The organism is Pseudomonas sessilinigenes, assembly GCF_003850565.1.
In the GTDB taxonomy this organism is placed as follows: Bacteria; Pseudomonadota; Gammaproteobacteria; order Pseudomonadales; family Pseudomonadaceae; genus Aquipseudomonas; species Aquipseudomonas sessilinigenes.
Window position 1 is genome coordinate 2,856,183 of record NZ_CP027706.1, and the last position, 21,144, is coordinate 2,877,326.

The following is a 21,144-nucleotide window of genomic DNA, read 5'->3' on the forward strand; positions in this document are numbered from 1 at the left end:
CCAAGGCCCGCAGGGCCTTCAGCGATCGATCGGCCAACACTGTCCCGGCACCGCTGGGAATCTGGCCAGTTCACAAAGGCTTGTTGTACAGTCGTTCAACTGTCATTTCCCGTCATTGCCAAGGAGTCATGCCCCATGAACCAGGAAGCGCGCTTTTCCCGCCTGGAACCCGGGTTGCGCAAGGCCGAGCTGATCGAGGCGACCCTGACCTGCCTCAAGCTCCACGGTTTCCAGGGCGCGTCGATCCGCAAGATCAGCGCCGAGGCCGGGGTCTCGGTGGGGCTGATCAGCCATCACTATTCCGGCAAGGACGAGTTGGTGGCCGAGGCCTATCGCTCGATCACCGGGCGGGTCATGAACCTGCTGCGCGAAGCCATGGACCAGGCCGCGCCGGCGCCCCGGGAGCGTTTGTCGGCGTTCTTCCGGGCCTCGTTCTGCGCCGAACTGCTGGACCCGCAACTGCTGGACGCCTGGTTGGCGTTCTGGGGCGCGGTGAAGACCGCCGAAGCGATCAACCAGGCCCACGACCATTCCTACGCCGAATACCGCAACGAACTGGCCGGACTCCTGGCCAGCCTGGCCGGGGACCAGGCCTGGGCCGACTTCGACGCGGACCTGGCGGCCATCAGCCTCAGCGCCTTGCTCGACGGCCTGTGGCTGGAGTCCGGGCTCAACCCCGGGACCTTCAGCCCGCAGCAAGGCGTGCAGATCTGCGAAGCCTGGGTCGAGGGCGTGCTGGCCAGCCAGGGGCGGGGCTTTCGCCAGCCGACATAGGGCTGTTGATCGGTTGTTCAGTAATGGCTAGGCTGCTGCGCACAAGGCGACACCTCTAATAAAAATAATCAGGAACACAGGCGATGACTCCTCGGGTATTGATCGTCGACGACGATCCGTTGATTCGCGAACTGCTCCAGGCCTATCTGTCCCAGGAAGGCTACGACGTGCATTGCGCCGCCACGGCGGAACAGGCCGAGAGCTTCCTCGACCAGCACACGGTCGATCTGTTGATGCTCGATATCCGCCTGCCCGGCAAGGACGGCCTGACCCTGACCCGCGAGCTGCGAGTGCGCTCGGAGGTGGGGATCATCCTGATCACCGGGCGCAACGACGACATCGACCGCATCGTCGGCCTGGAATGCGGCGCCGACGACTACGTGATCAAGCCCCTCAACCCCCGCGAGCTGGTGTCCCGGGCCAAGAACCTGGTCCGCCGCGTGCGCCATGCCCGCCAGCCACCAGCGCCGGCCAGCCATCCCAGCCCGGTCAAGCAGTTCGCCGACTGGGCCCTGGACACCGACCGCCGCCGGCTGATCGACGCCCGGGGCGGCGAGACCTTGCTGACCCACGGCGAATACCAGCTGCTCAGCGTGTTCCTGCGCAACAGTGGCCACACCCTCAGCCGCGACCAGTTGATGGACCAGATCCGCAACCGCGAGTGGGTGCCCAGCGACCGCTCCATCGACGTACTGGTGGGGCGCTTGCGGCGCAAGCTGCATGACGACCCGGCCGAGCCGGAGCTGATCATCACCATCCACGGTGCCGGCTATCTGTTCACTGCCAGCGTGGCCGCCTGAGGTGCTGCGCCGCGCCTGGGCCTTGGGGCTGATGCTGCTGGCCGGCGCGGCGCTGGCCGAGCCCAGGCCGACCCTGAAATATTGCGACTACCCGGTGTACCCGCCGATCTCCTGGAGCGACGGCAGCCAGGTGCGCGGCCTGGCCCCGAGCCTGGTGCGCCAGGTGCTGGGGGACTTGGGATACCAGGTGCAGGTGGTGGTGCTGGGCAACTGGAAGCGCTGCCTGCTGGATGCCGCCGCCGGCCGCGTGGACGTGGTGCTGGCCTACCGCACCGGACAGCGCCAGCAGGGGTTGCGGTTCTCCCGGGTGCCGGTGCTGCGCGAGGAGGTGGCGCTGTTCGTCAACCGCCGTCATTTGCCGCGCTTCCAGCAGTTGCAAGACCTCACCGCCTATCGTGGCGGCCTGCTGTTCGGCGAGAGCTACGGCCAGGATTTCGACCGTGAGGTGGTGCAGCACGGCAACATCGAGTGGGTGTCCAGCAGCGTGCAGAACTTCGGCAAGCTGATCCGCCAGCGCATCGATTTCATCCCCCACGAGCGGCGTACCGGGCAGTTGTTCATCGAGCGCCTGCCGGGCGCCCAGGACATCGTCGCCTTGCCCCAGGCGATCAGCGTCGACTACCTGCGCCTGGCGGTGTCGCGCCAGTCGCCCTTGGCGGCGCGCATGGACGAGATCGACGCGCAGTTGCAGCGCCAGGTCGACAGCGGCGCGGTACAGCGCTGGCTGGACCAGAGCCAGGCCGACTACCGCGCCATGCTCAAGGCCCAAGCCGGTGCGGCGCCATGATCGGCCCACGGCCCGGCGGCCTGCTGCGGCGCCTGTTGCTGTTCATCCTGCTGTTCAGCCTGTGCTTCACCGTGCTGGCCAGCGCCGTGCAGCTGTACTTCGAATACCGCCGCGAAATGCGCGACATCGACAGCCGCATGGAGCTGATCCGCGCCGGTTACCTGGGCAGCCTGGAGCGCAACCTGTGGGACCTCAACCAGGAACAGCTGACGGTGCAGTTGCAGGGCCTGGTGGACTTTTCCGATGTGGCCCGGGTGCACCTGCTCAGCAGTGATTTCGACCTGCAACAGGGCAGTGCCGAGCTGATCGGGCCTTTGCGGGTGGAGCGCTTCGCCCTGAGCTACCAGCCGCCGTCCGGGCCGCGTCGCGAGCTGGGGGAGTTGCAGGTCAGCACTGACCTGGGGGCGGTGTACCGGCGCCTGTACACCACCGGGCTGGCCAGCCTGCTGTGGATGAGCGTGTTTCTCTGCGGCCTGGCGGTGGCGCTGTCCGGGCTGTTCTATCGCCTGGTCACCCGGCACTTGCAAGTCATGGCCGAATTCGCCCGCCGCGTGGCCGGCGGCGACTTGCAGCAGCCGTTGCACCTGGACAAGCGCCAGCACCCGGGCGGCGATGAGATCGACACCGTGGCCGGGGCCCTGGACGACATGCGCCGGGCGATTCTCGATGACATCCAGCGCCGCGAGCAGGACCGCCAGGCCCTGCAGGACAAGCGCGACGAATTGCAGAAAATGGTCCAGCGCCGCACCGCCAGCCTGATGCACGCCAAGGATGAGGCCGAGGCGGCCAACCTGGCCAAGTCGCGCTTTTTGGCCACCATGAGCCACGAACTGCGCACGCCGTTGAACGGCATCCTCGGCATGGCTGAACTGTTGCGCGGCGCGCCGCTTGCGCACCAGGACCGCCAGCGTTTGCAGGCCCTGCACAAGGCCGGCGAGGGCTTGCTGACGATCCTCGACGAGGTGTTGTCCTTCGCCCGCCTGGAGGAGGGGCAAAGCCGCCCTGAGGCCCGGGATTTTTCCCTGCGCCAGTTGCTGGAGGAGGTCAGCACACTGCTCGAACCCCGGGCCCGGGAGCACGGCACGCAGTTGCAGGTGCATGTCGACCCGCGCTTGGCCCCGGGGCAGCACGGCGCCGAGCAGTACCTGCGCCAGGTGCTGAGCAACCTGCTGGCCAACGCCATCCGCTTTACCGAAGGCGGCTGGGTGCGGGTCGAGGTCCAGGTGCTGGAGGACGGACCACAACGGCAACGGCTGCGCTGCTCGGTGGCCGATAACGGCATCGGTATCGCGGCCTCGATGCGCGACAAGATCTTCGAGCGCTTCGTCCAGGCCAGCGACGCGGTGAGCCGGCGCTATGGCGGCACCGGCCTGGGCCTGGCGATCTGCAAGCACCTGGTGCAGCAACTGGACGGGCACATCGGCGTGGACAGCGAGCTGGGGCAGGGCAGTCGTTTCTGGTTCGAGCTGGCCCTGGGGGTCGGCCTGGGGCTACCGGCGCCATCGCCGGTCGCGGCACCGGTGCTGGGGCTGAAGATCCTGGTGGTGGAGGATGTGGCGCTCAATCGCGAGGTGGCCCAGGGCTTGTTGGAGCGCGACGGCCACCAGGTGTGGCTGGTGGAGGACGGCGAGGCGGCGCTGGAGCTGTGCCAGCGCCAGGGCTTCGATTTGTTGCTGCTGGACGTGCAACTGCCGGGTATCAGTGGCATCGAGCTGTGTCGCGAACTGCGCCGGCGCCCGGGGCCCAATCGCCAGGCGCGGATCTTCGCCCTGACCGCCAGCGTCCAGCCGGCGCTGGTGCGCAGTTACCTGGAGGCGGGGATGCAGGGCATCCTCGGCAAGCCCTTGCAGATGGACAGCCTGCGCCAGGTCCTGGCCACCGCGGAGCAGGCCAGCGAGGAATTGGCGGCGCCAGCCCGGAGCGCCGAGGGCGTGCTCGACCAGGAACTGCTGGACACCCACCGCAGCCTGCTGGGGGAGCAGAAGTTGCAGGGGCTGTTCAAGGTCCTGGCGAGCACCCTGGACCAGCAACGGCCGTTGCTCGATGACGCCCTGGCGGCGGCCGACAGTACCCAGGTGCAGCACCTGGCTCACCGCCTGGCCGGCAGTGCCGATTCCCTGGGCTTTTGCGAACTGGCCCGGGTGCTGCGGGCGCTGGAGGATGCGGCGGGGCAGTCCGGCGTCGCGGCAATGGCCGCCCAGGTACCACACCTGCAGCAGGCCTGGCAGCGGGCGCGCAGGGCCCTGGAACAACTGCTGGCGGCCTGACGTACAAAAACCTTACGACTTTTTACATCTTCGATCTTTTGCTTCAACGCGAACTTACATGGCTTTCCAATAATCGGTCGAGCCGCGCCCGCCGCGGCCTTCGAAGCTTATTGGAGATAATAATAATGAACCGCCTGCAAGCTGCTGCCCCATCCCGTCGTACCCCTTCCCAGCGCGCCCTGCGCCTCACCGACTGCTGAGGTGCGCCGTGACGACCACTACTGAACGCAAAGGCATCCAACTGACCCGGGCCTTGAAGAGCCGGCACATCTTCATGTTGTCCCTGGGAGGAGTGATCGGCACCGGGCTGTTCATGGGCTCCGGGGTCACCATCAACCAGGGCGGTCCCTGGGGGGCGATCCTGTCCTACCTGGTGGCGGGCTTCCTGATGTACCTGGTGATGGTCTGCCTGGGTGAGCTGTCGGTGCAGATGCCGGTGTCCGGCTCGTTCCAGGCCCACGCCACGAAGTACATCGGCCCGGCCACCGGCTTCATGATCGGCTGGGTCTACTGGATGAGCTGGGCCACCACCGTGGGCCTGGAGTTCACCGCGGCGGGCATGCTCATGCAGCGTTGGTTCCCCGGGGTGCCGATCTGGTACTGGTCGGCCTTCTTCGTCGCCTTGCTGTTCGGCATCAACGCCCTGGCCACCCGCGCTTTCGGCGAGGCCGAGTACTGGTTCGCCGGGATCAAGGTGCTGGCGATCCTCAGCTTCATCGTGGTCGGGGTGCTGGTGATCTTCGGCGTCATCGACCTGCCCGGTGGCGCCCCGGCGCCGATGTTCGACAACCTCACCGGCGATTCGCTGTTTCCCAACGGCCTGCCGGCGGTGTTCGCGGTGATGATGACCGTGGTCTATGCCTTCCAGGGCTGCGAGATCATGGGCGTGGCAGCGGGGGAGACCGACCAGCCGGAAAAGAGCATTCCACGGGCGGTGCGCAACGTGGTGTTCCGGGTGCTGATCTTCTACGTGCTGGCGGTGATGGTGCTGGCGGCGATCATTCCCTGGCAGCAGGCCGGATTGGTGGAAAGCCCGTTCGTCCAGGTGTTCGACATGGTGGGCATTCCCTATGCCGCGGACCTGATGAACTTCGTGATCCTCACGGCGATTCTCTCGGTGGGCAACTCCGGGCTGTACGCCTCGACCCGCATCCTCTGGGCCATGTCCAAGAGCGGCATGGCACCCAAGGCGCTGTCGCCCCTGAGCAAGCAGGGCGTGCCGCTGCGGGCCCTGGCGATCACCCTGTGCTTCGCGCTGATTTCGCTGATGACCAGCTTCATCGCCGCCGACACCCTGTTCATGGTGCTGATGGCGGTGAGCGGCATGGCCGGCACCGTGACCTGGATCGTCATCGCCCTGGCCCAGTACCGCTTCCGTCGCCAGTTCCTGCGTGAGGGCGGGCAGTTGGAGCAGCTCAAGTACCGTGCGCCGTGGTTCCCCCTGGTGCCGCTGCTGTGCATCGTCCTGTGCAGTTCGCTGTTCGTGTTCCTGGCCCTGGATGAAACCCAGCGCCCATCCTTGTACTGGGGCTTCGGTTTCATCGCCCTGTGCTACGGCGCCTACTACCTGGTGAACCGCAAGCGCCAGGCCCAGCCATTGGCCGCCGCCACCTGATAGCCGAAGGCCCTGCGGGCCTTGGCGCAGCCTCGCTCCGCTCGACAGCGGCTACAGGGTTTTGTAGCCGCTGCCGCAGGCTGCGTACGGGGGCGCAGCGGCCGCAAGGTCTGCATCTTTACCGGGTTGTAGTGGCTTGTTCGAAGTTGTAACAGCCGCTCGGCCACAAATCGTTCGAATCACTATTTATTCAATAAAAACAACAGGATGGATAGGTAATCCGGCCCTGGCCGGTGTACCGCTCGAGCAATTGCCGTCTTGTTGAACAGTCGTTTAGCATGGTCCGCAACTGACCTCCCTCATGCCAAATACAATCATTCGAGGACGCCCATGAGCACTTCATCGTCGCTGCTTTGCCAGATCGAGGCGGGTATCGCCTGGATCACCCTCAACCGCCCGGACCAGCGCAATGCCCTGGACATTCCCGGCTTGCGCCAATTGCACGGCTTGCTCGAGCGCTGCCAGGACGACCCGGCGGTGCGGGTGGTGGTGCTGGGCGGCAGCGGCCGCAGTTTTTGCGCCGGCGCCGACCTGGCCGAATGGGCCGAAGCCGAAGCCCGGGGCGCCCTGGAAAGCTACGGCTGGACCGAAACCGCCCACGCCCTGATGAGCTGCCTGCACAGCCTGGACAAACCCACCATCGCCGCCATCAACGGTACGGCCGTGGGCGCCGGCATGGACCTGGCGCTGTGCTGCGACCTGCGGGTTGCGGGGCAGTCGGCGCGGTTCAAGGCCGGCTACACCGGCATGGCCTATTCGCCGGATGCCGGTGCCAGCTGGCACCTGCCAAGGTTGATCGGCAGCGAGCAGGCCAAGCGCCTGCTGTTCCTCGATGAGCTCTGGAGCGCCGAACGTGCCCTGGCCGCCGGGCTGGTGGGCGAGGTCTGCGCCGACGAGCAACTGCACGCCACCGTCGGCGAACTGGCCGGCCGCCTGGCCAACGGCCCGACTTTCGCCTTCGCCCAGACCAAGCGCCTGCTGCGCGAAAGCGCCGAGCGCGACCTGCCCGCGCAACTGGCCGCCGAACTGGCCGCCGGCTTGCTGTGCGGGCGCAGTGCCGACGGCGCTGAGGCCCTGCGCGCGGCGACGGAAAAACGCCCGCCACGCTTTATCGGTCGCTGAGCCGCGACCCAATCCACTTATTTCGCACCGTCAACCCGCCACAGGTAGCGCCATGAACTTCCAACTCAGCCAAGAACAAGAAATGTTGGTCGATGCAGTCCGCAGTTTTGTCAGCAAGGAGTTGCTGCCCCACGAAGAAGCGGTGGACCGCGCCGACGAGGTCCCGGCCGAACTGGCCGCAGAGATTCGCAACAAGGCCATCGCTGCTGGTTTCTATGCCTTCAACATGCCCGAGGAGGTCGGTGGCGGTGGTCTCGATTACCTGTCCCAGGCGCTGATCGAGCGCGAGCTGGCCAAGTGTTCCTGGGCCCTGCATGTGTTCGTCGCCCGGCCGTCGAAGATCCTCATGGCCTGCACCGGCTCGCAGATAGGCGACTACCTGCTGCCTTGCGTGCAGGGCAAGAAGATCGATTGCTTTGCCCTCACCGAACCCGGTGCCGGCTCCGATGCCAATGCGATCAAGACCCGCGCCGTGCGCGAGGGCGGCGACTTCGTGATCAATGGCGCCAAGCACTTCATCAGCCACGCCGGGCATGCGGATTTCGCCATCGTCTTCGCCGTCACCGGCACCTACGAGCACAACGGCCGCCAGCGCAATGCCGTGACCGCGTTCCTGGTGGACCGCGACACCCCGGGCCTGACCATTCGCCGTGGCCCCAAGTGCGTGAGCAACCGTGGCTACCACACCTTCGAGATGTTCTTCGACGACTGCCGGGTGCCGGCCCACCAGGTACTGGGGGAGGTGGGCAAGGGCTGGGAGGTGGCCAACGCCTGGCTCACCGCCGGGCGGGTGATGGTCGCGGCCAACTGCGTGGGCCAGGCGCAGCGGGCGCTGGATGCCTCCCTGCAATGGGCGGCGGATCGCAAGCAGTTCGGCCAGGCCATCGGCAGCTACCAGGGGGTGTCGTTCAAGCTGGCGGACATGGCCACGCAGATCCGCGCCGCCGAGCTCTTGACCCTGCACACCGCCTGGAAGATGGACCAGGGCAGCATGACCGACGGCGAGGCCGGCATGGCCAAGCTGTTCGCCAGCGAAGTGCTGGGCAAGGTGGCCGACGAGGCGGTGCAGATCTACGGCGGCATGGGCCTGATGGACGAAGGCCCGGTGGAGCGCATCTGGCGCAACGCGCGGATCGAGCGGATCTGGGAGGGCACCTCGGAGATCCAGCGGCACATCATTTCCCGTGAACTGCTGCGGCCGTTGCTGCGCTGAACCGCCTGGAGAACCTGCGTCATGTCCCAGACCCTACGTGACAACCTCAAGCGCTTGCTGGCGCCCCGGCACCTGGCCTTCGTCGGCGGCCGCAGCATGGCCCGGGCCCTCAAGCGCTGCGCCGAGGGCGGTTTTGCCGGCGACCTGTGGCTGGTCAACCCGCAGCACGCGCAGATCGACGGCGTGCCCTGCGTGGCCAGTATCGACCAACTGCCTTGCGGCCCGGATGCGGTGTTCGTCGCCACCCACCGCGAGCTGACCCTGGACTGCGTCGCCCAGCTGGCGGCCAAGGGCGCGGGCGGGACGATCTGCTACGCCTCGGGGTTCGCCGAGACCGGCGCCGAGGGCCAGGCCCTGCAACAGCGATTGCTGCAGGCCGCCGGCGACATGGCCCTGCTCGGGCCCAACTGCTACGGCCTGCTGGATTACCTGCACGGCGCCGCCCTGTGGCCGGTGGCCCACGGCGGCCAGCAGGTCGAGCGGGGTGTGGCGGTGCTGACCCAGAGCGGCAACTTCGCCTACAACCTGTCCATGAGCGACCGTTCGTTGCCGGTGGCCTATATGGCCTCGGTGGGCAACCAGGCGCAACTGGGCATCGCCGAACTGATGGACGTGCTGCTGGACGAACCCCGAGTCACCGCCATCGGCCTGCACCTGGAAGGCCTGAAGAACGTGCCCGGGTTTGCCCGGGCCGCGTACAAGGCCCTGGAAAAGGGCATTCCAATCATCGCCCTGAAGACCGGGGTGTCGCAGATCGGCGCCGAGTTGGCCCTGAGCCATACCAGTTCGCTGTCCGGCTCCGATGCGCTGTACGACGCCTTGTTCCAGCGCCTGGGGGTGATCCGCGTCAGCGGCCCGGTGAGTTTTGTCGAGACCTTGAAGGCCGCGTCCTGCGGCCAGTTGCCCGCGGGCCCGCAGTTGATGGCCCTGGCTTGTTCCGGGGGCGATGCCGGGTTGATCGCCGACTACGCCGAGCGCAATGGCCTGGAGTTGCCCAAGCTGGCGAGCGAGCAATGCCAGGCGCTGGCCCAGGTGTTGCCGGGGTACGCCAACCTGGTCAATCCGCTGGATTTCACCACCGCGATCTGGGGCGATGCCCAGGCCTTGCAGCAGATGCTCGATACCGTGCTGGGCAGCGCAGCCGACAGCGCCATGCTGGTGCTGGATTACCCGGCCGAGTTCACCGGCGAGCGCAAGGAATGCGACCTGCTGCTGGAGCTGTTCTGCGCCGCGTTGCAACGCCATGGCAAGCGCGGTTTCGTCACCTCGGCCTTCCCCGAATTGCTGCCGGCGGCGGCCCGGGAGCGCCTGCATGCCCTGGGCATCCCGGCCTTGCAGGGGGTCGAGGACGGTCTGGCGGCCTGGGGCCGGATCACCGCCTACCAGGGCCGGCGCCAGGCCTTGCTGGAACTGGGCGAGGCGGCCCTGGTGCCGCTGTGTCCCGAGGCCCTGGAGGGGACGGGCCAACTGCTGGATGAATGGCAATCCAAACAGGCCCTGCGCGAATTTGGCCTACGCATTCCTGAGGGCCTGCTGAGTACCCCCGAGAAGGCGCTGAGCGCTGCGGCGGCGGTGGGTTATCCGCTGGTGCTCAAGGCGGTCAGCGTCGAGCTGCCGCACAAGACCGAAGCCGGCGCGGTGGCTCTGAACCTCAAGGACCCCGAGGCGCTAGGCGCGGCGCTGCGGCAGATGCGCGCTCGGATCGCCGAGCATGCCCCGGGGGTGGCCTTCGACCAGGTGCTGCTGGAGCCCATGGCCGCGCCGCCCCTGGCCGAGCTGATCGTCGGCATCAAGCGCGAAGAGCATTTCGGCCTGGCCCTGGTGATCGGCGCCGGCGGAGTGCTGGTGGAGCTGCTCAAGGACAGTCGCAGCCTGTTGCTGCCGACTCATCCGGCGGCAATCCGCCAGGCTGTGCTGCAACTGCGCAGCGCTGCCTTGCTGCAAGGCTTTCGCGGACGCCCGGCGGCCGACCTGGACGCGCTGGTAGCGGCCATCGGTGCGGTGGCCGACTACGCCTGCGAACACGCGGCGACCCTGCTGGAACTGGATGTGAACCCATTGTTGGTCGGTGCCCGCGGCACCGTCGCGGTCGATGCGTTGATTCGCCTTGGCCGGGTATGAGGAGAGAGACATGCACGAACAGACCTTGACCGGTGGCCAGGCCCTGGTGCGGCTGCTGGCCGGCTATGGCGTCGACACGGTATTCGGCATTCCCGGGGTGCACACCCTGGAGTTGTATCGCGGCCTGCCCGGCAGCGGCATCCGCCATGTGCTGACGCGCCACGAACAGGGCGCCGGGTTCATGGCCGACGGTTATGCCCGGGTCAGCGGCAAGCCCGGGGTGTGCTTCGTCATCAGCGGCCCGGGGGTGACCAACGTCGCCACGCCCATTGGCCAGGCCTATGCCGATTCGATCCCGCTGTTGGTGATTTCCAGCGTCAACCACAGCGCCAGCCTCGGCAAGGGCTGGGGCTCGCTGCACGAAACCCAGGACCAGCGCGCCATTACCGCGCCGATCACCGCGTTTTCGGCCCTGGCCCTGAGCCCCGAGGACCTGCCCGAGCTGCTGGCCCGGGCCTTCGCCGTATTCGACAGCGAGCGCCCGCGGCCGGTGCATCTCTCGGTGCCGTTGGATGTGCTGGCGGCCCCGGTGGCCCGGGACTGGACTGGCGAAGTGCGGCGGCGCCCGGCCCGTGGTCCCGCCGCAGCGGCGGATGTGCACCAGGCGGCGGACCTGTTGCGCCTGGCCAAGCGGCCGATGATCATCGCCGGCGGAGGGGCTTTGCACGCCGGCGCAGCCTTGCAGGAACTGGCGACCCGGCTGGGCGCGGTGTGCTTCAGCAGCGTGGCCGGCAAGGGCCTGCTGGCGGACCGGGCGCCGCTCAATGCCGGTGCGACCCTGTGCGTGGAGCCCGGCTGGCAGTTGATCAGCCAGGCCGATGTGGTGCTGGCGGTGGGCACCGAGATGGCCGACACCGACTACTGGCGCGAGCGCCTGCCGCTCAACGGCCAGCTCGTGCGGCTGGACCTCGACCCGCGCAAGTTCAATGACTTCTACCCCTGCGCCGTGGCCTTGCACGGCGATGCCCGGCAGACCCTGGAGGCCTTGCTCGAGGACCTGGAGCAGCCGCCGGCGGACTCCAGCTGGGCGGTGGCGGCGGTGGCCCGGTTACGCCGTACGGTGGACGAGGGGCAGGGCCCCTTGCAGCGCATTCACCAGCAGATTCTCCAGCGGGTGGCGGCCGAGCTGCCCGAACGCGGCTTCATCAGCAGCGACATGACCCAGCTGGCCTACAGCGGCAACTACCTGTACCCCAGCCAGGGGCCGCGCAGCTGGTTGCACCCCACCGGCTACGGCACCCTGGGCTACGGCCTGCCGGCGGCCATCGGCGCCAAGCTCGGCGCGCCCGGTCGCCCGGGCCTGGTGCTGGTGGGCGACGGTGGTTTTCTCTACACCGTGCAGGAGCTGGCCACGGCGGTGGAGGAACTGGACAGCCCGCTGGTGGTGCTGTTGTGGAACAACGACGCCCTGGGCCAGATCCGCGATGACATGCAGGCCCTGGACATCGAGCCCATCGGGGTCTTGCCGCGTAACCCGGACTTCATCGCCCTGGCCCGGGCCTTCGGTTGCCCGGTGAGCCAGCCGGCCAGCCTCGACGAGCTGCAACAGGCGCTGCGCCGTGGGTTCGCCCAGCCCGGGGTGACGCTGATCGAGCTCAAGCACGCCTGCGCCCAGGCCTGATCTACATTTTTTTGCCAGGAGTTTCGCCATGCGTTTTTCCAAGCTGACCCAACGTATCGCCGGCGATGGCGCCGCCGCCTGGGACATCCACTACCGGGCCCTGGCCAAGCGCGAGCGGGGCGAGCCGGTGTGGCTGCTGTCGGTGGGCGACCCGGATTTCGACACCCCGCAGCCCATCGTCCAGGCGGCCATCGACAGCCTGCGCGACGGCCATACCCATTACGCCGACGTGCGCGGCAAGCGTGCCCTGCGCGAGGCCATTGCCCGCCGTCACCAGTCGCGCAGCGGGCAGGTGGTGCAGGCCGATGAGGTGGTGGTGCTGGCCGGTGCCCAGTGCGCGCTGTACAGCGTCGCCCAATGCCTGCTGGACCCGGGGGACGAGGTGATCGTCGCCGAGCCGATGTACGTCACCTACGAGGCGGTGTTCGGCGCCTGCAATGCCCAGGTGGTGCCGTTGCCGGTACGCGCCGAGGAGCGCTTCCAGGTGCGTCCAGAGGACGTGGCCGCGCGCATCACCGGCAAGACCCGGGCACTGGTGCTCAACAGCCCGCACAACCCCACGGGGGCGAGCATTCCCCGGGCCACCTGGGAGGCGTTGGCGGCGCTGTGCATCGAGCATGACCTGTGGCTGATCTGCGACGAGGTCTACAGCGAACTGCTGTACGAGGGCGAGCACGTCAGCCCGGCCAGCCTGCCGGGCATGGCCGAGCGCACCGCGACCCTCAACAGCTTGTCCAAGTCCCATGCCATGACCGGCTGGCGCCTGGGCTGGGTGGTGGCCCCGGCGCCCCTGGCCGCGCACCTGGAGAACCTGGCGCTGTGCATGCTCTATGGCTCGCCGGAGTTCATCCAGGACGCCGCCATCGTCGCCCTGGAGCAACCCTTGCCGCAGTTGGCGGCGATGACCGAGGCCTACCGCCAGCGGCGCGACCTGGTCTGCGATTGCCTGGCCGACTGCCCGGGTGCCCGGCCGCTGAAGCCCGATGGCGGCATGTTCGTGATGGTCGACATCCGCGCCACGGGCCTGAGTGCCCAGGCCTTCAGCGAACGGCTGCTGGACGAGCAGGGGGTGTCGGTATTGGCCGGTGAAGCCTTCGGTCCCAGCGCCGCCGGGCATATCCGCCTGGGCCTGGTGCTGGAGCCCGAGGCCCTGCGCGAAGCCTGCCGGCGCATCGCCCGCTGCGCCAGCGATTGCCTCGCCTAGGCGGAGGATCGTCGGAAGGCCCTGTGGGCCTTGGCGCAGCATCGCAGGCTCAGCAGCGGCTACCGGTTTCGTGTAGCCGCTGCCGCAGGGTTTGGGAATGTTGGAAGGTGTTGGGGGGTTAAGCGCGGTCGGTTTCCAGGGGCGGGTCGAAGGCCACGAACAGCTGATCGGCGGTGATGTTGGCCAGGTCCTGGCGCATGTTGCGCTCCAGCAGGCTGAACAGCCGGGTGAAGACGTCGAACACCTTGCAGTGCTCTTCCATGCCAGAGAAGGGGTTGTCGATCTTCTCGGCGATCAGCGAGCTTTCCTGCACCGCGTCGTAGACGTCCTGCAGGGTGATCTGCGCCGCTGGGCGGGCCAGGGTCAGGCCGCCCTTGGGGCCACGGCAGGAGGCGAGGATATCGGCCTTGACCATCTGCGACACCAGGTTGCGCACCCGCGCCGGGTGGATCTTGACCCATTTGGCGATGGTCTCGGTGCGCAGCTTCTGCGGCGCGTTGGCGGCCACGAAGGACAGGATGTAGGAAGCGGTGATCAGGCGGGTCGACTGGCTCATGGGTGTCTGCAAGTCCCTGGGAAGGCGCCAGTATGCCAGCGCTGGCCGTTCAACGACGCGGTGAAAGCGATTGTGTGGAAAATAAAGTATTTGTTACGGTAACAGTTATAAATAAACCCCGAGGAACCGCCATGAATGTGCTGATCGTCCATGCTCACCCCGAGCCGCAATCCTTCACCGCTGCGCTGCGCGACCAGGCTCGCAGCACCTTGGAGGCCCAGGGGCACCAGGTGCAGGTCAGCGACCTGTACGCCATGGACTGGAACCCGGTGGCCAGCGCCGCCGACTTTGCCCGGCGCGACAACCCCGAGTACCTGGTCTATGCCCTGGAGCAGCGGGTGGGGGTGAAGAACGGCGGGATCGCCGCCGACATCCAGGGCGAGCTGGACAAATTGCTGTGGGCCGATCTGCTGATCCTCAATTTCCCGGTGTACTGGTTCTCGGTGCCGGCCATGCTCAAGGGCTGGATCGACCGGGTGCTGGTGTCCGGGGTGTGCTACGGCGGCAAGCGTTTCTACGACCAGGGCGGCCTGGTGGGCAAGAAGGCCCTGCTGAGCCTGACCCTGGGCGGGCGCGAGCACATGTTCGGCCAGGGGGCGATCCACGGTCCGCTGGAGGACATGTTGCGCCCGCTCTTGCGCGGCACCCTGGCCTATGTCGGTTGCCAGGTGCTGGAGCCGTTCGTGGCCTGGCACGTGCCCTATATCAGCCAGGACGCGCGCGAGGGGTTCCTGGCCCAGTACCGCCAACGCCTGGAGCGCATCGATGAGGAGCAACCGCTGGTGTTCCCGCGCCTGGAACAGTTCGACGACGCCCTGTACCCGTTACCGGCGTGATGGGCTTCGTGTAGCCGCCGCCGCAGGCTGCGCATGGGCGCCTAGCGGCCACGGGGTTGGCGATTGCTGGAAGGCCCTGCGGGCCTTGGCGCAGCTTCGCAGGCTCAGCAGCGGCTACAGGAGGTGTAGCCGCTGCCGTGGGGGATCGGCTCAGAAGCGCAGGGTGACACCGGTGGTCAGCCAGCGGTCGCGCTGGTCCGTCAGGTGCTGGCCCAGGATTAGGTCCAGGTCCAGGGCGTGGCCGATGTGCAGGCGCGGGCCGGCTTGCCAGGCTTGTTCGCCGCCGCGCTGGCCGTAGCGTTCGGCGATCAGGGTCAGGCTGGGCAGCAGCTCGTATTCCACCCCCGTGCCCCAGGTCCAGCGATGGTGCTGCTGGCCGTCGTCATAGGCGTGGCTCCAGCCGGTACTGAGGTTCAGGTGCAGCGCGTCGCTGGGGCTGAAGGTCAGCGGCAGGCTGAGGTCGCCGCCGTCGAAGCTGTGGCTGCGGTTCAGTGCCCAGTGGGCGGAACCGGCGAGCGCCAGTTGCAGGCCCAGGTCGTCGCGGTCCAGCAAGGCCAGCTTGACCTGGGGGCTGAGCTGGGTTTCGCCGTGCTCATCGGTTTCCTGGCGTTGCAGCGTGGCGCCCAATTGCACCCCAGGCAGTTGGCTGAAGGTGCAGGCCGGCACCAGCACGCTGTTGTGGTTCGAGCCTTGGCGGCGATCGGCCTGGTACCAGAGGTCGACATTGCATTCGCCGGGGGCGTTGATCCCGCCGTTGTCCACCACGTAGGCGCCACCGGCGGCCTGGGCCTTGGAGCACAGGGCCAGGGTCGCGGTGGCGCCGGCGGTGATGGCCAGGAACAGCAGGTTGCGCTTGAGCATACGGCTTTTGGCGACGGGCAGCGGTTGGCCCCAGGCGCGGGAGCGGGAGGAGCGATGCGGACGATGCTGGGTCATGGCGAATCTCACGGCTGTGGGCGCCGGGTTGGCGGCGCCCGGGGTTGGAGTCATGAAGTGGCGGGTGATCACTCACCCAGGCCCAGGGTCTGGATGCCCTGGGTCCGGGCTTGGGCCAGCAGTTCCTCGGTGTCGTCGCCACCGGGCAGGGCGAGGACGATGTCGGGGCGGCTGTCGGCCAGCATGAAGCGGTTGCGCAGGCGCTCGGCGTGCTTGCCGTGCAACTGCCAGTTGGGCGGGTAGCGGACGAGGTCGGCGCCGATCTCCCGGGCCCAGTCCTCGATCTGCGCTCCGAGGAACTGGCTGCCGCCATGGATTACCACCCGTACCGGGTGCAGGCGCTGGAAGGCCTCCAGCACTTGGCGGCAGCGGCGGCTGTCGGTGTAGTGGCGACCGGCGCAGATCAGGACGCGCATCGGCTGTCCTCCCGGGTGTCGTGCGATTGGCCGGGCAGGGGCTCGGCCAGTGGCTCGCCGAGATAGCCGTGCTCGATGTCACGCTCGCCGGCCCGCTCCAGCACTGGGTAGGCCAGGGCGGCGATGTGGTGGTGGACCCGCCGGTAGTCGCGCAGCAGGCGCTGGAAAATGTCCCCGGACTCGGCCCAGGCGCTGCGGTCTTCGCGCAGTTGGCGAAAGTGCTCGCGGCCGGCGGCGGCTTCCAGGCGGCGAACGTTCTCCTTGCGTGCCACCAGTTGATGGGCGGTGGCCAGGTCTTCGCGCAGGAACACCGTGACCGCGAGGCTAAGGCTGGCCAGCAGTTCCTGGTGCAGCGGCACCAGGGTCCCCAGCTCGAAGGCGGAGAACGGCTCGCTGCGGCGCAGGCGTCGTACCGCCAGCTGCGCCAGGCTGCTGCTGAGGATGTCGCCGGCGTGTTCCAGGTTGATCACCAGCAGCAGGATTTCCTGGGAGCGGTCGGCGTCCTGGTCGCTGATGCCTTCCTTGCCGATGTCCGCCAGATACGCGCGGATCGCCGCGCTGAGCAGGTCCAGGGACTGGTCGATCTGGCGGATCTGCTCGGCGTTGGCCACCTGTGAGGTGCGCAGCAGTTGCAGGACCCGGTCGAGCATGCCCGAGAGCATGTCGGCCATGCGCAGGGCCTCGCGGGCGGCATTGGCCAGGCCGATATTGGCCACTTCCAGCCCGGCCTCGTCCAGGTACAGCGGCATGCCCGGGTCGGTCACTGGCGGCGGGGCCGGCAGCAAGCGGGTCAGCAGCTTGCCCATGGGCTCGGTGAAGCCGATGAACAGCAGCCCCAGCACCAGGCTGAAGACGCTGTGCAGGTAGACCACCAGCAGCGCCCCGGGCAGCTGGCGCACGCCTTCGAGCTGGGCCAGCGCGCCGATCCACGGCAAGACCAGCGCCACCCCGGCCAGGCGTACCAACAGGTTACCCAGGGGCAGGCGCCGGGCGACGTTGCCGCTGGCGCCCAGCAGCGAGGGCAGGCTGCCGCCGAGATTGACCCCCAGCACCAGGGCCATGCTGGTGGCCGGCGACAGCAGCCCGGTGCCGGCCAGCGAGGCGACCAGCAGCACCACCGCCACGCTGGAGTGGCACATCCAGGTCAGCACGACCGCCACCAGCAGCGCCAGCAGCAGGTCGCCGTCCAGGCTTTGCATCACCAGGCGCAACATCGGGGTGTGTTCCACCGCACCCAGGGTGGCGCCGAGCGTGCCCAGGGCCAGGAGCATCAGGCCCAGGCCGATCAGCGCGGCGCCGATGCTTTCAAAGCGCGAGTCATCGCGCAGGCGCAGGCACAAGAAACCCGCCAGCAACGCCACCGGGGCGGCAAGCGAGAGATCCAGGCTCAGCAGTTGGACCACCAGGGTCGAGCCGATGTTGGCCCCCAGCATCACCGCCAGCGCCGGGGCCAGGCCCAGGGTGCCGGCGGCGGTGAAGGAGCTGGCCATCAGGCTCACTGCGGTACTGCTTTGCAGCACCCCGGTGATGCCGACGCCGCACAGCAGCGCCAGCCAGCGGTTGTTCAGGTGTTGCCCGAGCCAGTGACGCAGCGGGCTGCCGAAGCCGCGCAGCAGCGAGTTGCAGATCATCTGCGAGCCCCACAGCAAGAGGGCGATGGCGCCGGCCAGGTTGATCAGAAGGGTGGTTCCCGACATGAGGGTTCTCCCGGGACGGGTGCGGGTTCAGGCGATCGCCAGGCGCAGCGAGGCGCGGTTGAGGGCGGCGCTCAAATCCAGCACGAAACGCATTTCCACGGCGCTCAACAGGCCCCGCACATAGAGACGGCAACCCAGGCGGGCGAGCAGCCGGGCACAGGCGCACAAGGCGCAGACCAGCAAGGCCTTGAGGCCGCGTTGCAACGAAGAAAAAGGCTTGAGGTACATGGCGACGCTCCTTTGGGGCGAGCGCTGTCGGCGTCGGCACGGCGCGGGCCGCGCCGACGGTGGCAGCAGTGGTCTGGATGATCGCAAGCGACCGCCACCGGGCGGCCGCGCCACGTTTCAGGCCCTTAGAACCACTGCTTGAAGCGGCGGATGTACAGGGTCTTCATGGTCTGGGCGACCACGCAGTAGCTGAGCAGGGTGCCCACCAGCCAAGGGAAGTACTCCCACGGCAGCGGCACCAGGCCGACCATGCTGCCCAGGGGCGAGAAGGGCACGTAGATCCCCAGCGCCATCACCAGTCCAGTAGCCAGCATCACCGGCAAGGCCGCGGTGCTCTGGATGAACGGGATCTTGCGGGTGCGCAGCATGTGCACCACCAGGGTCTGGGACAGCAGCCCCTCGATGAACCAGCCGGACTGGAACAGCGCCGCCATCTCCACGCTGTTGGCGGCGAACACGTACCACATCAGGGCGAAGGTGGTGATGTCGAAGATCGACGAGGTCGGCCCGATCCAGATCATGAAGCGCCCGATGTTGTTGGCGTCCCACTTGCGCGGCTTGGCCAGGTACTCCTTGTCCATCTTGTCCCAGGGCAGGGCCAGCTGGGAGAAGTCGTACATCAGGTTCTGCAGCAGCAGGTGGATCGCCAGCATCGGCAGGAACGGGATGAAGGCACTGGCTACCAGTACCGAGAACACGTTGCCGAAGTTGGAGCTGGCAGTCATGTTCAGGTACTTCATGATGTTGCCGAAGGTCTCGCGGCCCTTGATCACCCCTTCCTCGAGCACCATCAGGCTCTTTTCCAGGAGGATGATGTCCGCCGATTCCTTGGCGATGTCGGTGCCGCTGTCCACCGAGATGCCGACGTCGGCATCGCGCAGGGCCGGGGCGTCGTTGATCCCGTCGCCGAGGAAGCCCACGGTGTGGCCGTTGGCCTGCAGGGCCTTGAGCACCCGCGACTTCTGCAGTGGGGTCAGCTTGGCGAACACCGTGCGTTCTTCCACCAGCCGGCCCAGGACTTCATCGTCCATGTGCTCGATGTCGCGGCCCAGCAGTGGCTCGCCGGCTTCCAGGCCGACCTCGCGGCAGATCTTGGCGGTGACGATGGGGTTATCGCCGGTCAGTACCTTGACCGCTACGCCGTTGTCGCGCAGGGCGGCGATGGCCGGGCCGGCGGTTTCCTTGGGCGGATCGAGGAAGGTCAGGCAGCCTTCGATCACCAGTTCGCGCTCATCGCTGGCGCTGTACTGGCTGCGGGTCTGGCCTTTGGGCAGCTCCCGGGTGCCCACCAGCAACACGCGAAAGCCGTCGCGGTTGTAGCTTTCGGCCAGGGTCAGCAGTTGTGCCCGGCGCTCGGCGTCCAGCGCCACGGTGATGCCGTCCTGGCGCACCCGGGTGGCGGTCTCGAGCATTTCCTCCACCGCGCCCTTGCACACCAGGAGGTGCTGGCCATGGGCGTCAGCGAGGATCACCGACAGGCGCCGGCGCACGAAGTCGAACGGCAACTCATCGATCTTGCGCCAGGCGGCGGGCGGGGTGAAGCGCGGGTTCTCCTCGGCGAAGGCCACCACCGCGCGGTCCATCAGGTTCTTCATGCCGCTTTGGTGGTAGCTGTTGAGCCAGGCCAGTTGCAGTACCTGGTCGCAGCGTTGGCCGTCGATGCCCACGTGGTGCTCGAGGATGATCCGGTCCTGGGTCAGGGTGCCGGTCTTGTCGGTGCAGAGTACGTCCATGGCACCGAAGTTCTGGATCGCGTTGAGGCGCTTGACCACCACCTTGCGCTTGGCCATGGCCGCAGCGCCCTTGGCCAGGTTGGCGCTGACGATCATCGGCAGCATTTCCGGGGTCAGGCCGACGGCCACCGCCAGGGCGAACATGAAGGCATCGGCCCAGTCGCCCTTGGTGAAGCCGTTGATCAGAAGCACCACCGGCACCATCACCAGCATGAAGCGGATCAGCAGCCAGCTGACGCTGTTGACCCCGCGGTCGAAGGCGGTTTGCGAGCGCGAGCCGACGATGGAACGGGCCAGGGAGCCGAAGTAGGTACGCGCGCCGGTGGCCACCACCACGGCGGTGGCGGTGCCGCTGACCACGTTGGTGCCCATGAAGCAGATGTTGGGCAAATCCAGCAGGTCTTGCTGGTCGGCGGCCTGGGCCTTGGCGGATTTCTCCTGGACAGCGCCCAGGGTGTCGTACTTCTCCACCGGCAAGGCTTCGCCGGTGAGCACCGCCTGGCTGATGAACAGGTCGCGGGATTCGATCAGGCGGATATCGGCAGGGATCATGTCACCTGCCGAGAGCTGGATGATGTCGCCCACCACCAGTTCGCGCATCGGTACTTCGCGTACCCGGGCCTGCATGCCCATCTGCTCGCGCCGCAGGACCGCGGCGGTGGTGCGGACCATGGCCTTGAGGGCCTCGGCGGCCTTGGCCGAGCGGTGCTCCTGCCAGAAGCGCATCAGGCCGCTGGCCAGGACCATCACCAGGACGATGATGACCCCGGTGAGATCGGTTTCTTCGCCGGCCTGCAGCGGCAGCCAGAAGTCGGTGAAGAAACTGATACCGGTCAGGGTCATCAGCACATAGATGAAGGGGTTGTTGAAGGCTTGCAGCAGTTGCACCAGGGCGTGCGGCGGACGGTCGTGGGCGACCTCGTTGTGGCCGTCCCGTTGCAGGCGGCCTTCGGCGTCCAGTTCGGTGAGACCTGCGGTACTGGACTTGACATTGGCCAGGGTCACGGCCAGGCCGTTCTGGGCTTCACGGGCGGCGCGCATCGACAGCTTGTGCTGGTCGCCGGTGGCGTTGTGGTTGCGGGAAGTTGCGATTTTTACAGTCATGGGTGTGTGCTCCTGCCGCTTGCTGACGGCGCGACACACGAGCCACTCAACTAATCAAAGGCGAGCGAAAGTATGTCGAACCGCAGGTTGGCGATCGATTTTGATCTGGGCGTC

The 21,144-nt window shown here is 67.5% G+C and carries 17 protein-coding genes; 11 read left to right on the plus strand and 6 right to left on the minus strand.

Annotated elements, in window-relative coordinates; all coding sequences use genetic code 11:
• Positions 1-135: 135 nt before the first annotated feature.
• The 10 genes from C4K39_RS13450 to C4K39_RS13495 all read left to right on the plus strand — a co-directional run bounded on the left by C4K39_RS13450 (position 136) and on the right by C4K39_RS13495 (position 13,524).
• A complete protein-coding gene (locus C4K39_RS13450) occupies positions 136-774 on the plus strand; it encodes a TetR family transcriptional regulator C-terminal domain-containing protein (RefSeq protein WP_022644049.1) in 639 nt (212 codons plus the stop codon).
• 83 nt (positions 775-857) lie between these two features.
• Positions 858-1,574: a response regulator gene (locus tag C4K39_RS13455; protein ID WP_022644050.1), complete on the plus strand. Its 717-nt coding sequence runs from the start codon at positions 858-860 to the stop codon at positions 1,572-1,574.
• 1 nt (position 1,575) lies between these two features.
• Positions 1,576-2,361: a substrate-binding periplasmic protein gene (locus tag C4K39_RS13460; RefSeq protein ID WP_068587069.1), complete on the plus strand. Its 786-nt coding sequence runs from the start codon at positions 1,576-1,578 to the stop codon at positions 2,359-2,361.
• Positions 2,358-4,628: an ATP-binding protein gene (locus C4K39_RS13465; RefSeq protein WP_124346655.1), complete on the plus strand. Its 2,271-nt coding sequence runs from the start codon at positions 2,358-2,360 to the stop codon at positions 4,626-4,628. The genes C4K39_RS13460 and C4K39_RS13465 overlap by 4 nt, the downstream gene beginning before the upstream one ends.
• Before the next feature lie 274 nt (positions 4,629-4,902).
• Entirely contained in the window at positions 4,903-6,243 is a 1,341-nt protein-coding gene (locus C4K39_RS13470) for an amino acid permease (protein WP_164485052.1), read from the plus strand.
• Between the two features lie 330 nt (positions 6,244-6,573).
• A complete protein-coding gene (locus C4K39_RS13475) occupies positions 6,574-7,365 on the plus strand; it encodes an enoyl-CoA hydratase/isomerase family protein (protein ID WP_124346656.1) in 792 nt (263 codons plus the stop codon).
• 52 nt (positions 7,366-7,417) lie between these two features.
• Positions 7,418-8,578, plus strand: a complete 1,161-nt coding sequence (locus tag C4K39_RS13480) for an acyl-CoA dehydrogenase family protein (protein WP_022644056.1) — start codon at positions 7,418-7,420, stop codon at positions 8,576-8,578.
• A gap of 21 nt (positions 8,579-8,599) precedes the next feature.
• A complete protein-coding gene (locus C4K39_RS13485; RefSeq protein WP_124346657.1) occupies positions 8,600-10,699 on the plus strand; it encodes an acetate--CoA ligase family protein in 2,100 nt (699 codons plus the stop codon).
• 10 nt (positions 10,700-10,709) lie between these two features.
• Positions 10,710-12,320, plus strand: a complete 1,611-nt coding sequence (locus C4K39_RS13490) for a 5-guanidino-2-oxopentanoate decarboxylase (protein WP_068587061.1) — start codon at positions 10,710-10,712, stop codon at positions 12,318-12,320.
• 28 nt (positions 12,321-12,348) lie between these two features.
• Positions 12,349-13,524, plus strand: coding sequence for a pyridoxal phosphate-dependent aminotransferase (locus C4K39_RS13495; protein ID WP_068595681.1), 1,176 nt, complete (start codon positions 12,349-12,351; stop codon positions 13,522-13,524).
• Positions 13,525-13,642: 118 nt separating this feature from the next.
• On the opposite strand, the gene C4K39_RS13500 is transcribed toward C4K39_RS13495, so the two are convergent.
• Positions 13,643-14,080, minus strand: coding sequence for an RrF2 family transcriptional regulator (locus C4K39_RS13500; protein WP_022644059.1), 438 nt, complete (start codon positions 14,078-14,080; stop codon positions 13,643-13,645).
• 131 nt (positions 14,081-14,211) lie between these two features.
• Here C4K39_RS13500 and C4K39_RS13505 point away from each other — a divergent pair, with 131 nt between their 5' ends.
• The gene (locus C4K39_RS13505; RefSeq protein ID WP_068586689.1) at positions 14,212-14,916 is read left to right on the plus strand and encodes an NAD(P)H-dependent oxidoreductase; all 705 of its coding nucleotides are present in this window, start codon (positions 14,212-14,214) and stop codon (positions 14,914-14,916) included.
• A 150-nt stretch (positions 14,917-15,066) separates the two neighbouring features.
• On the opposite strand, the gene C4K39_RS13510 is transcribed toward C4K39_RS13505, so the two are convergent.
• The 5 genes from C4K39_RS13510 to mgtA all read right to left on the minus strand — a co-directional run bounded on the left by C4K39_RS13510 (position 15,067) and on the right by mgtA (position 21,030).
• Positions 15,067-15,852, minus strand: coding sequence for a PA4824 family protein (locus tag C4K39_RS13510; protein WP_124346658.1), 786 nt, complete (start codon positions 15,850-15,852; stop codon positions 15,067-15,069).
• 68 nt (positions 15,853-15,920) lie between these two features.
• Positions 15,921-16,268: a DUF2493 domain-containing protein gene (locus tag C4K39_RS13515; RefSeq protein WP_022644062.1), complete on the minus strand. Its 348-nt coding sequence runs from the start codon at positions 16,266-16,268 to the stop codon at positions 15,921-15,923.
• Positions 16,256-17,965 carry a Na/Pi cotransporter family protein gene (locus C4K39_RS13520; protein ID WP_068586698.1) on the minus strand — a complete coding sequence of 570 codons (1,710 nt, stop codon included), beginning with the start codon at positions 17,963-17,965 and terminating at the stop codon, positions 16,256-16,258. The genes C4K39_RS13515 and C4K39_RS13520 overlap by 13 nt, the downstream gene beginning before the upstream one ends.
• 27 nt (positions 17,966-17,992) lie before the next feature.
• Entirely contained in the window at positions 17,993-18,193 is a 201-nt protein-coding gene (locus C4K39_RS13525) for a hypothetical protein (protein WP_068586701.1), read from the minus strand.
• Positions 18,194-18,318: 125 nt separating this feature from the next.
• Positions 18,319-21,030 (minus strand): magnesium-translocating P-type ATPase, encoded by a 2,712-nt coding sequence (mgtA, locus tag C4K39_RS13530; RefSeq protein WP_124346659.1) that lies wholly within the window; start codon positions 21,028-21,030, stop codon positions 18,319-18,321.
• Positions 21,031-21,144 lie beyond the last annotated feature (114 nt).

Coding starts and splice junctions, on each gene's coding strand:
- C4K39_RS13500 (WP_022644059.1), bottom strand. CDS start 14,080: ATGAGCCAGTCGACCCGCCTGATCACCGCTTCCTACATCCTGTCCTTC.
- C4K39_RS13495 (WP_068595681.1), top strand. CDS start 12,349: ATGCGTTTTTCCAAGCTGACCCAACGTATCGCCGGCGATGGCGCCGCC.
- C4K39_RS13470 (WP_164485052.1), top strand. CDS start 4,903: ATGTTGTCCCTGGGAGGAGTGATCGGCACCGGGCTGTTCATGGGCTCC.
- C4K39_RS13480 (WP_022644056.1), top strand. CDS start 7,418: ATGAACTTCCAACTCAGCCAAGAACAAGAAATGTTGGTCGATGCAGTC.
- C4K39_RS13490 (WP_068587061.1), top strand. CDS start 10,710: ATGCACGAACAGACCTTGACCGGTGGCCAGGCCCTGGTGCGGCTGCTG.
- mgtA (WP_124346659.1), bottom strand. CDS start 21,030: ATGACTGTAAAAATCGCAACTTCCCGCAACCACAACGCCACCGGCGAC.
- C4K39_RS13465 (WP_124346655.1), top strand. CDS start 2,358: ATGATCGGCCCACGGCCCGGCGGCCTGCTGCGGCGCCTGTTGCTGTTC.
- C4K39_RS13485 (WP_124346657.1), top strand. CDS start 8,600: ATGTCCCAGACCCTACGTGACAACCTCAAGCGCTTGCTGGCGCCCCGG.
- C4K39_RS13475 (WP_124346656.1), top strand. CDS start 6,574: ATGAGCACTTCATCGTCGCTGCTTTGCCAGATCGAGGCGGGTATCGCC.
- C4K39_RS13520 (WP_068586698.1), bottom strand. CDS start 17,965: ATGTCGGGAACCACCCTTCTGATCAACCTGGCCGGCGCCATCGCCCTC.
- C4K39_RS13505 (WP_068586689.1), top strand. CDS start 14,212: ATGAATGTGCTGATCGTCCATGCTCACCCCGAGCCGCAATCCTTCACC.
- C4K39_RS13455 (WP_022644050.1), top strand. CDS start 858: ATGACTCCTCGGGTATTGATCGTCGACGACGATCCGTTGATTCGCGAA.
- C4K39_RS13525 (WP_068586701.1), bottom strand. CDS start 18,193: ATGTACCTCAAGCCTTTTTCTTCGTTGCAACGCGGCCTCAAGGCCTTG.
- C4K39_RS13515 (WP_022644062.1), bottom strand. CDS start 16,268: ATGCGCGTCCTGATCTGCGCCGGTCGCCACTACACCGACAGCCGCCGC.
- C4K39_RS13450 (WP_022644049.1), top strand. CDS start 136: ATGAACCAGGAAGCGCGCTTTTCCCGCCTGGAACCCGGGTTGCGCAAG.
- C4K39_RS13510 (WP_124346658.1), bottom strand. CDS start 15,852: ATGACCCAGCATCGTCCGCATCGCTCCTCCCGCTCCCGCGCCTGGGGC.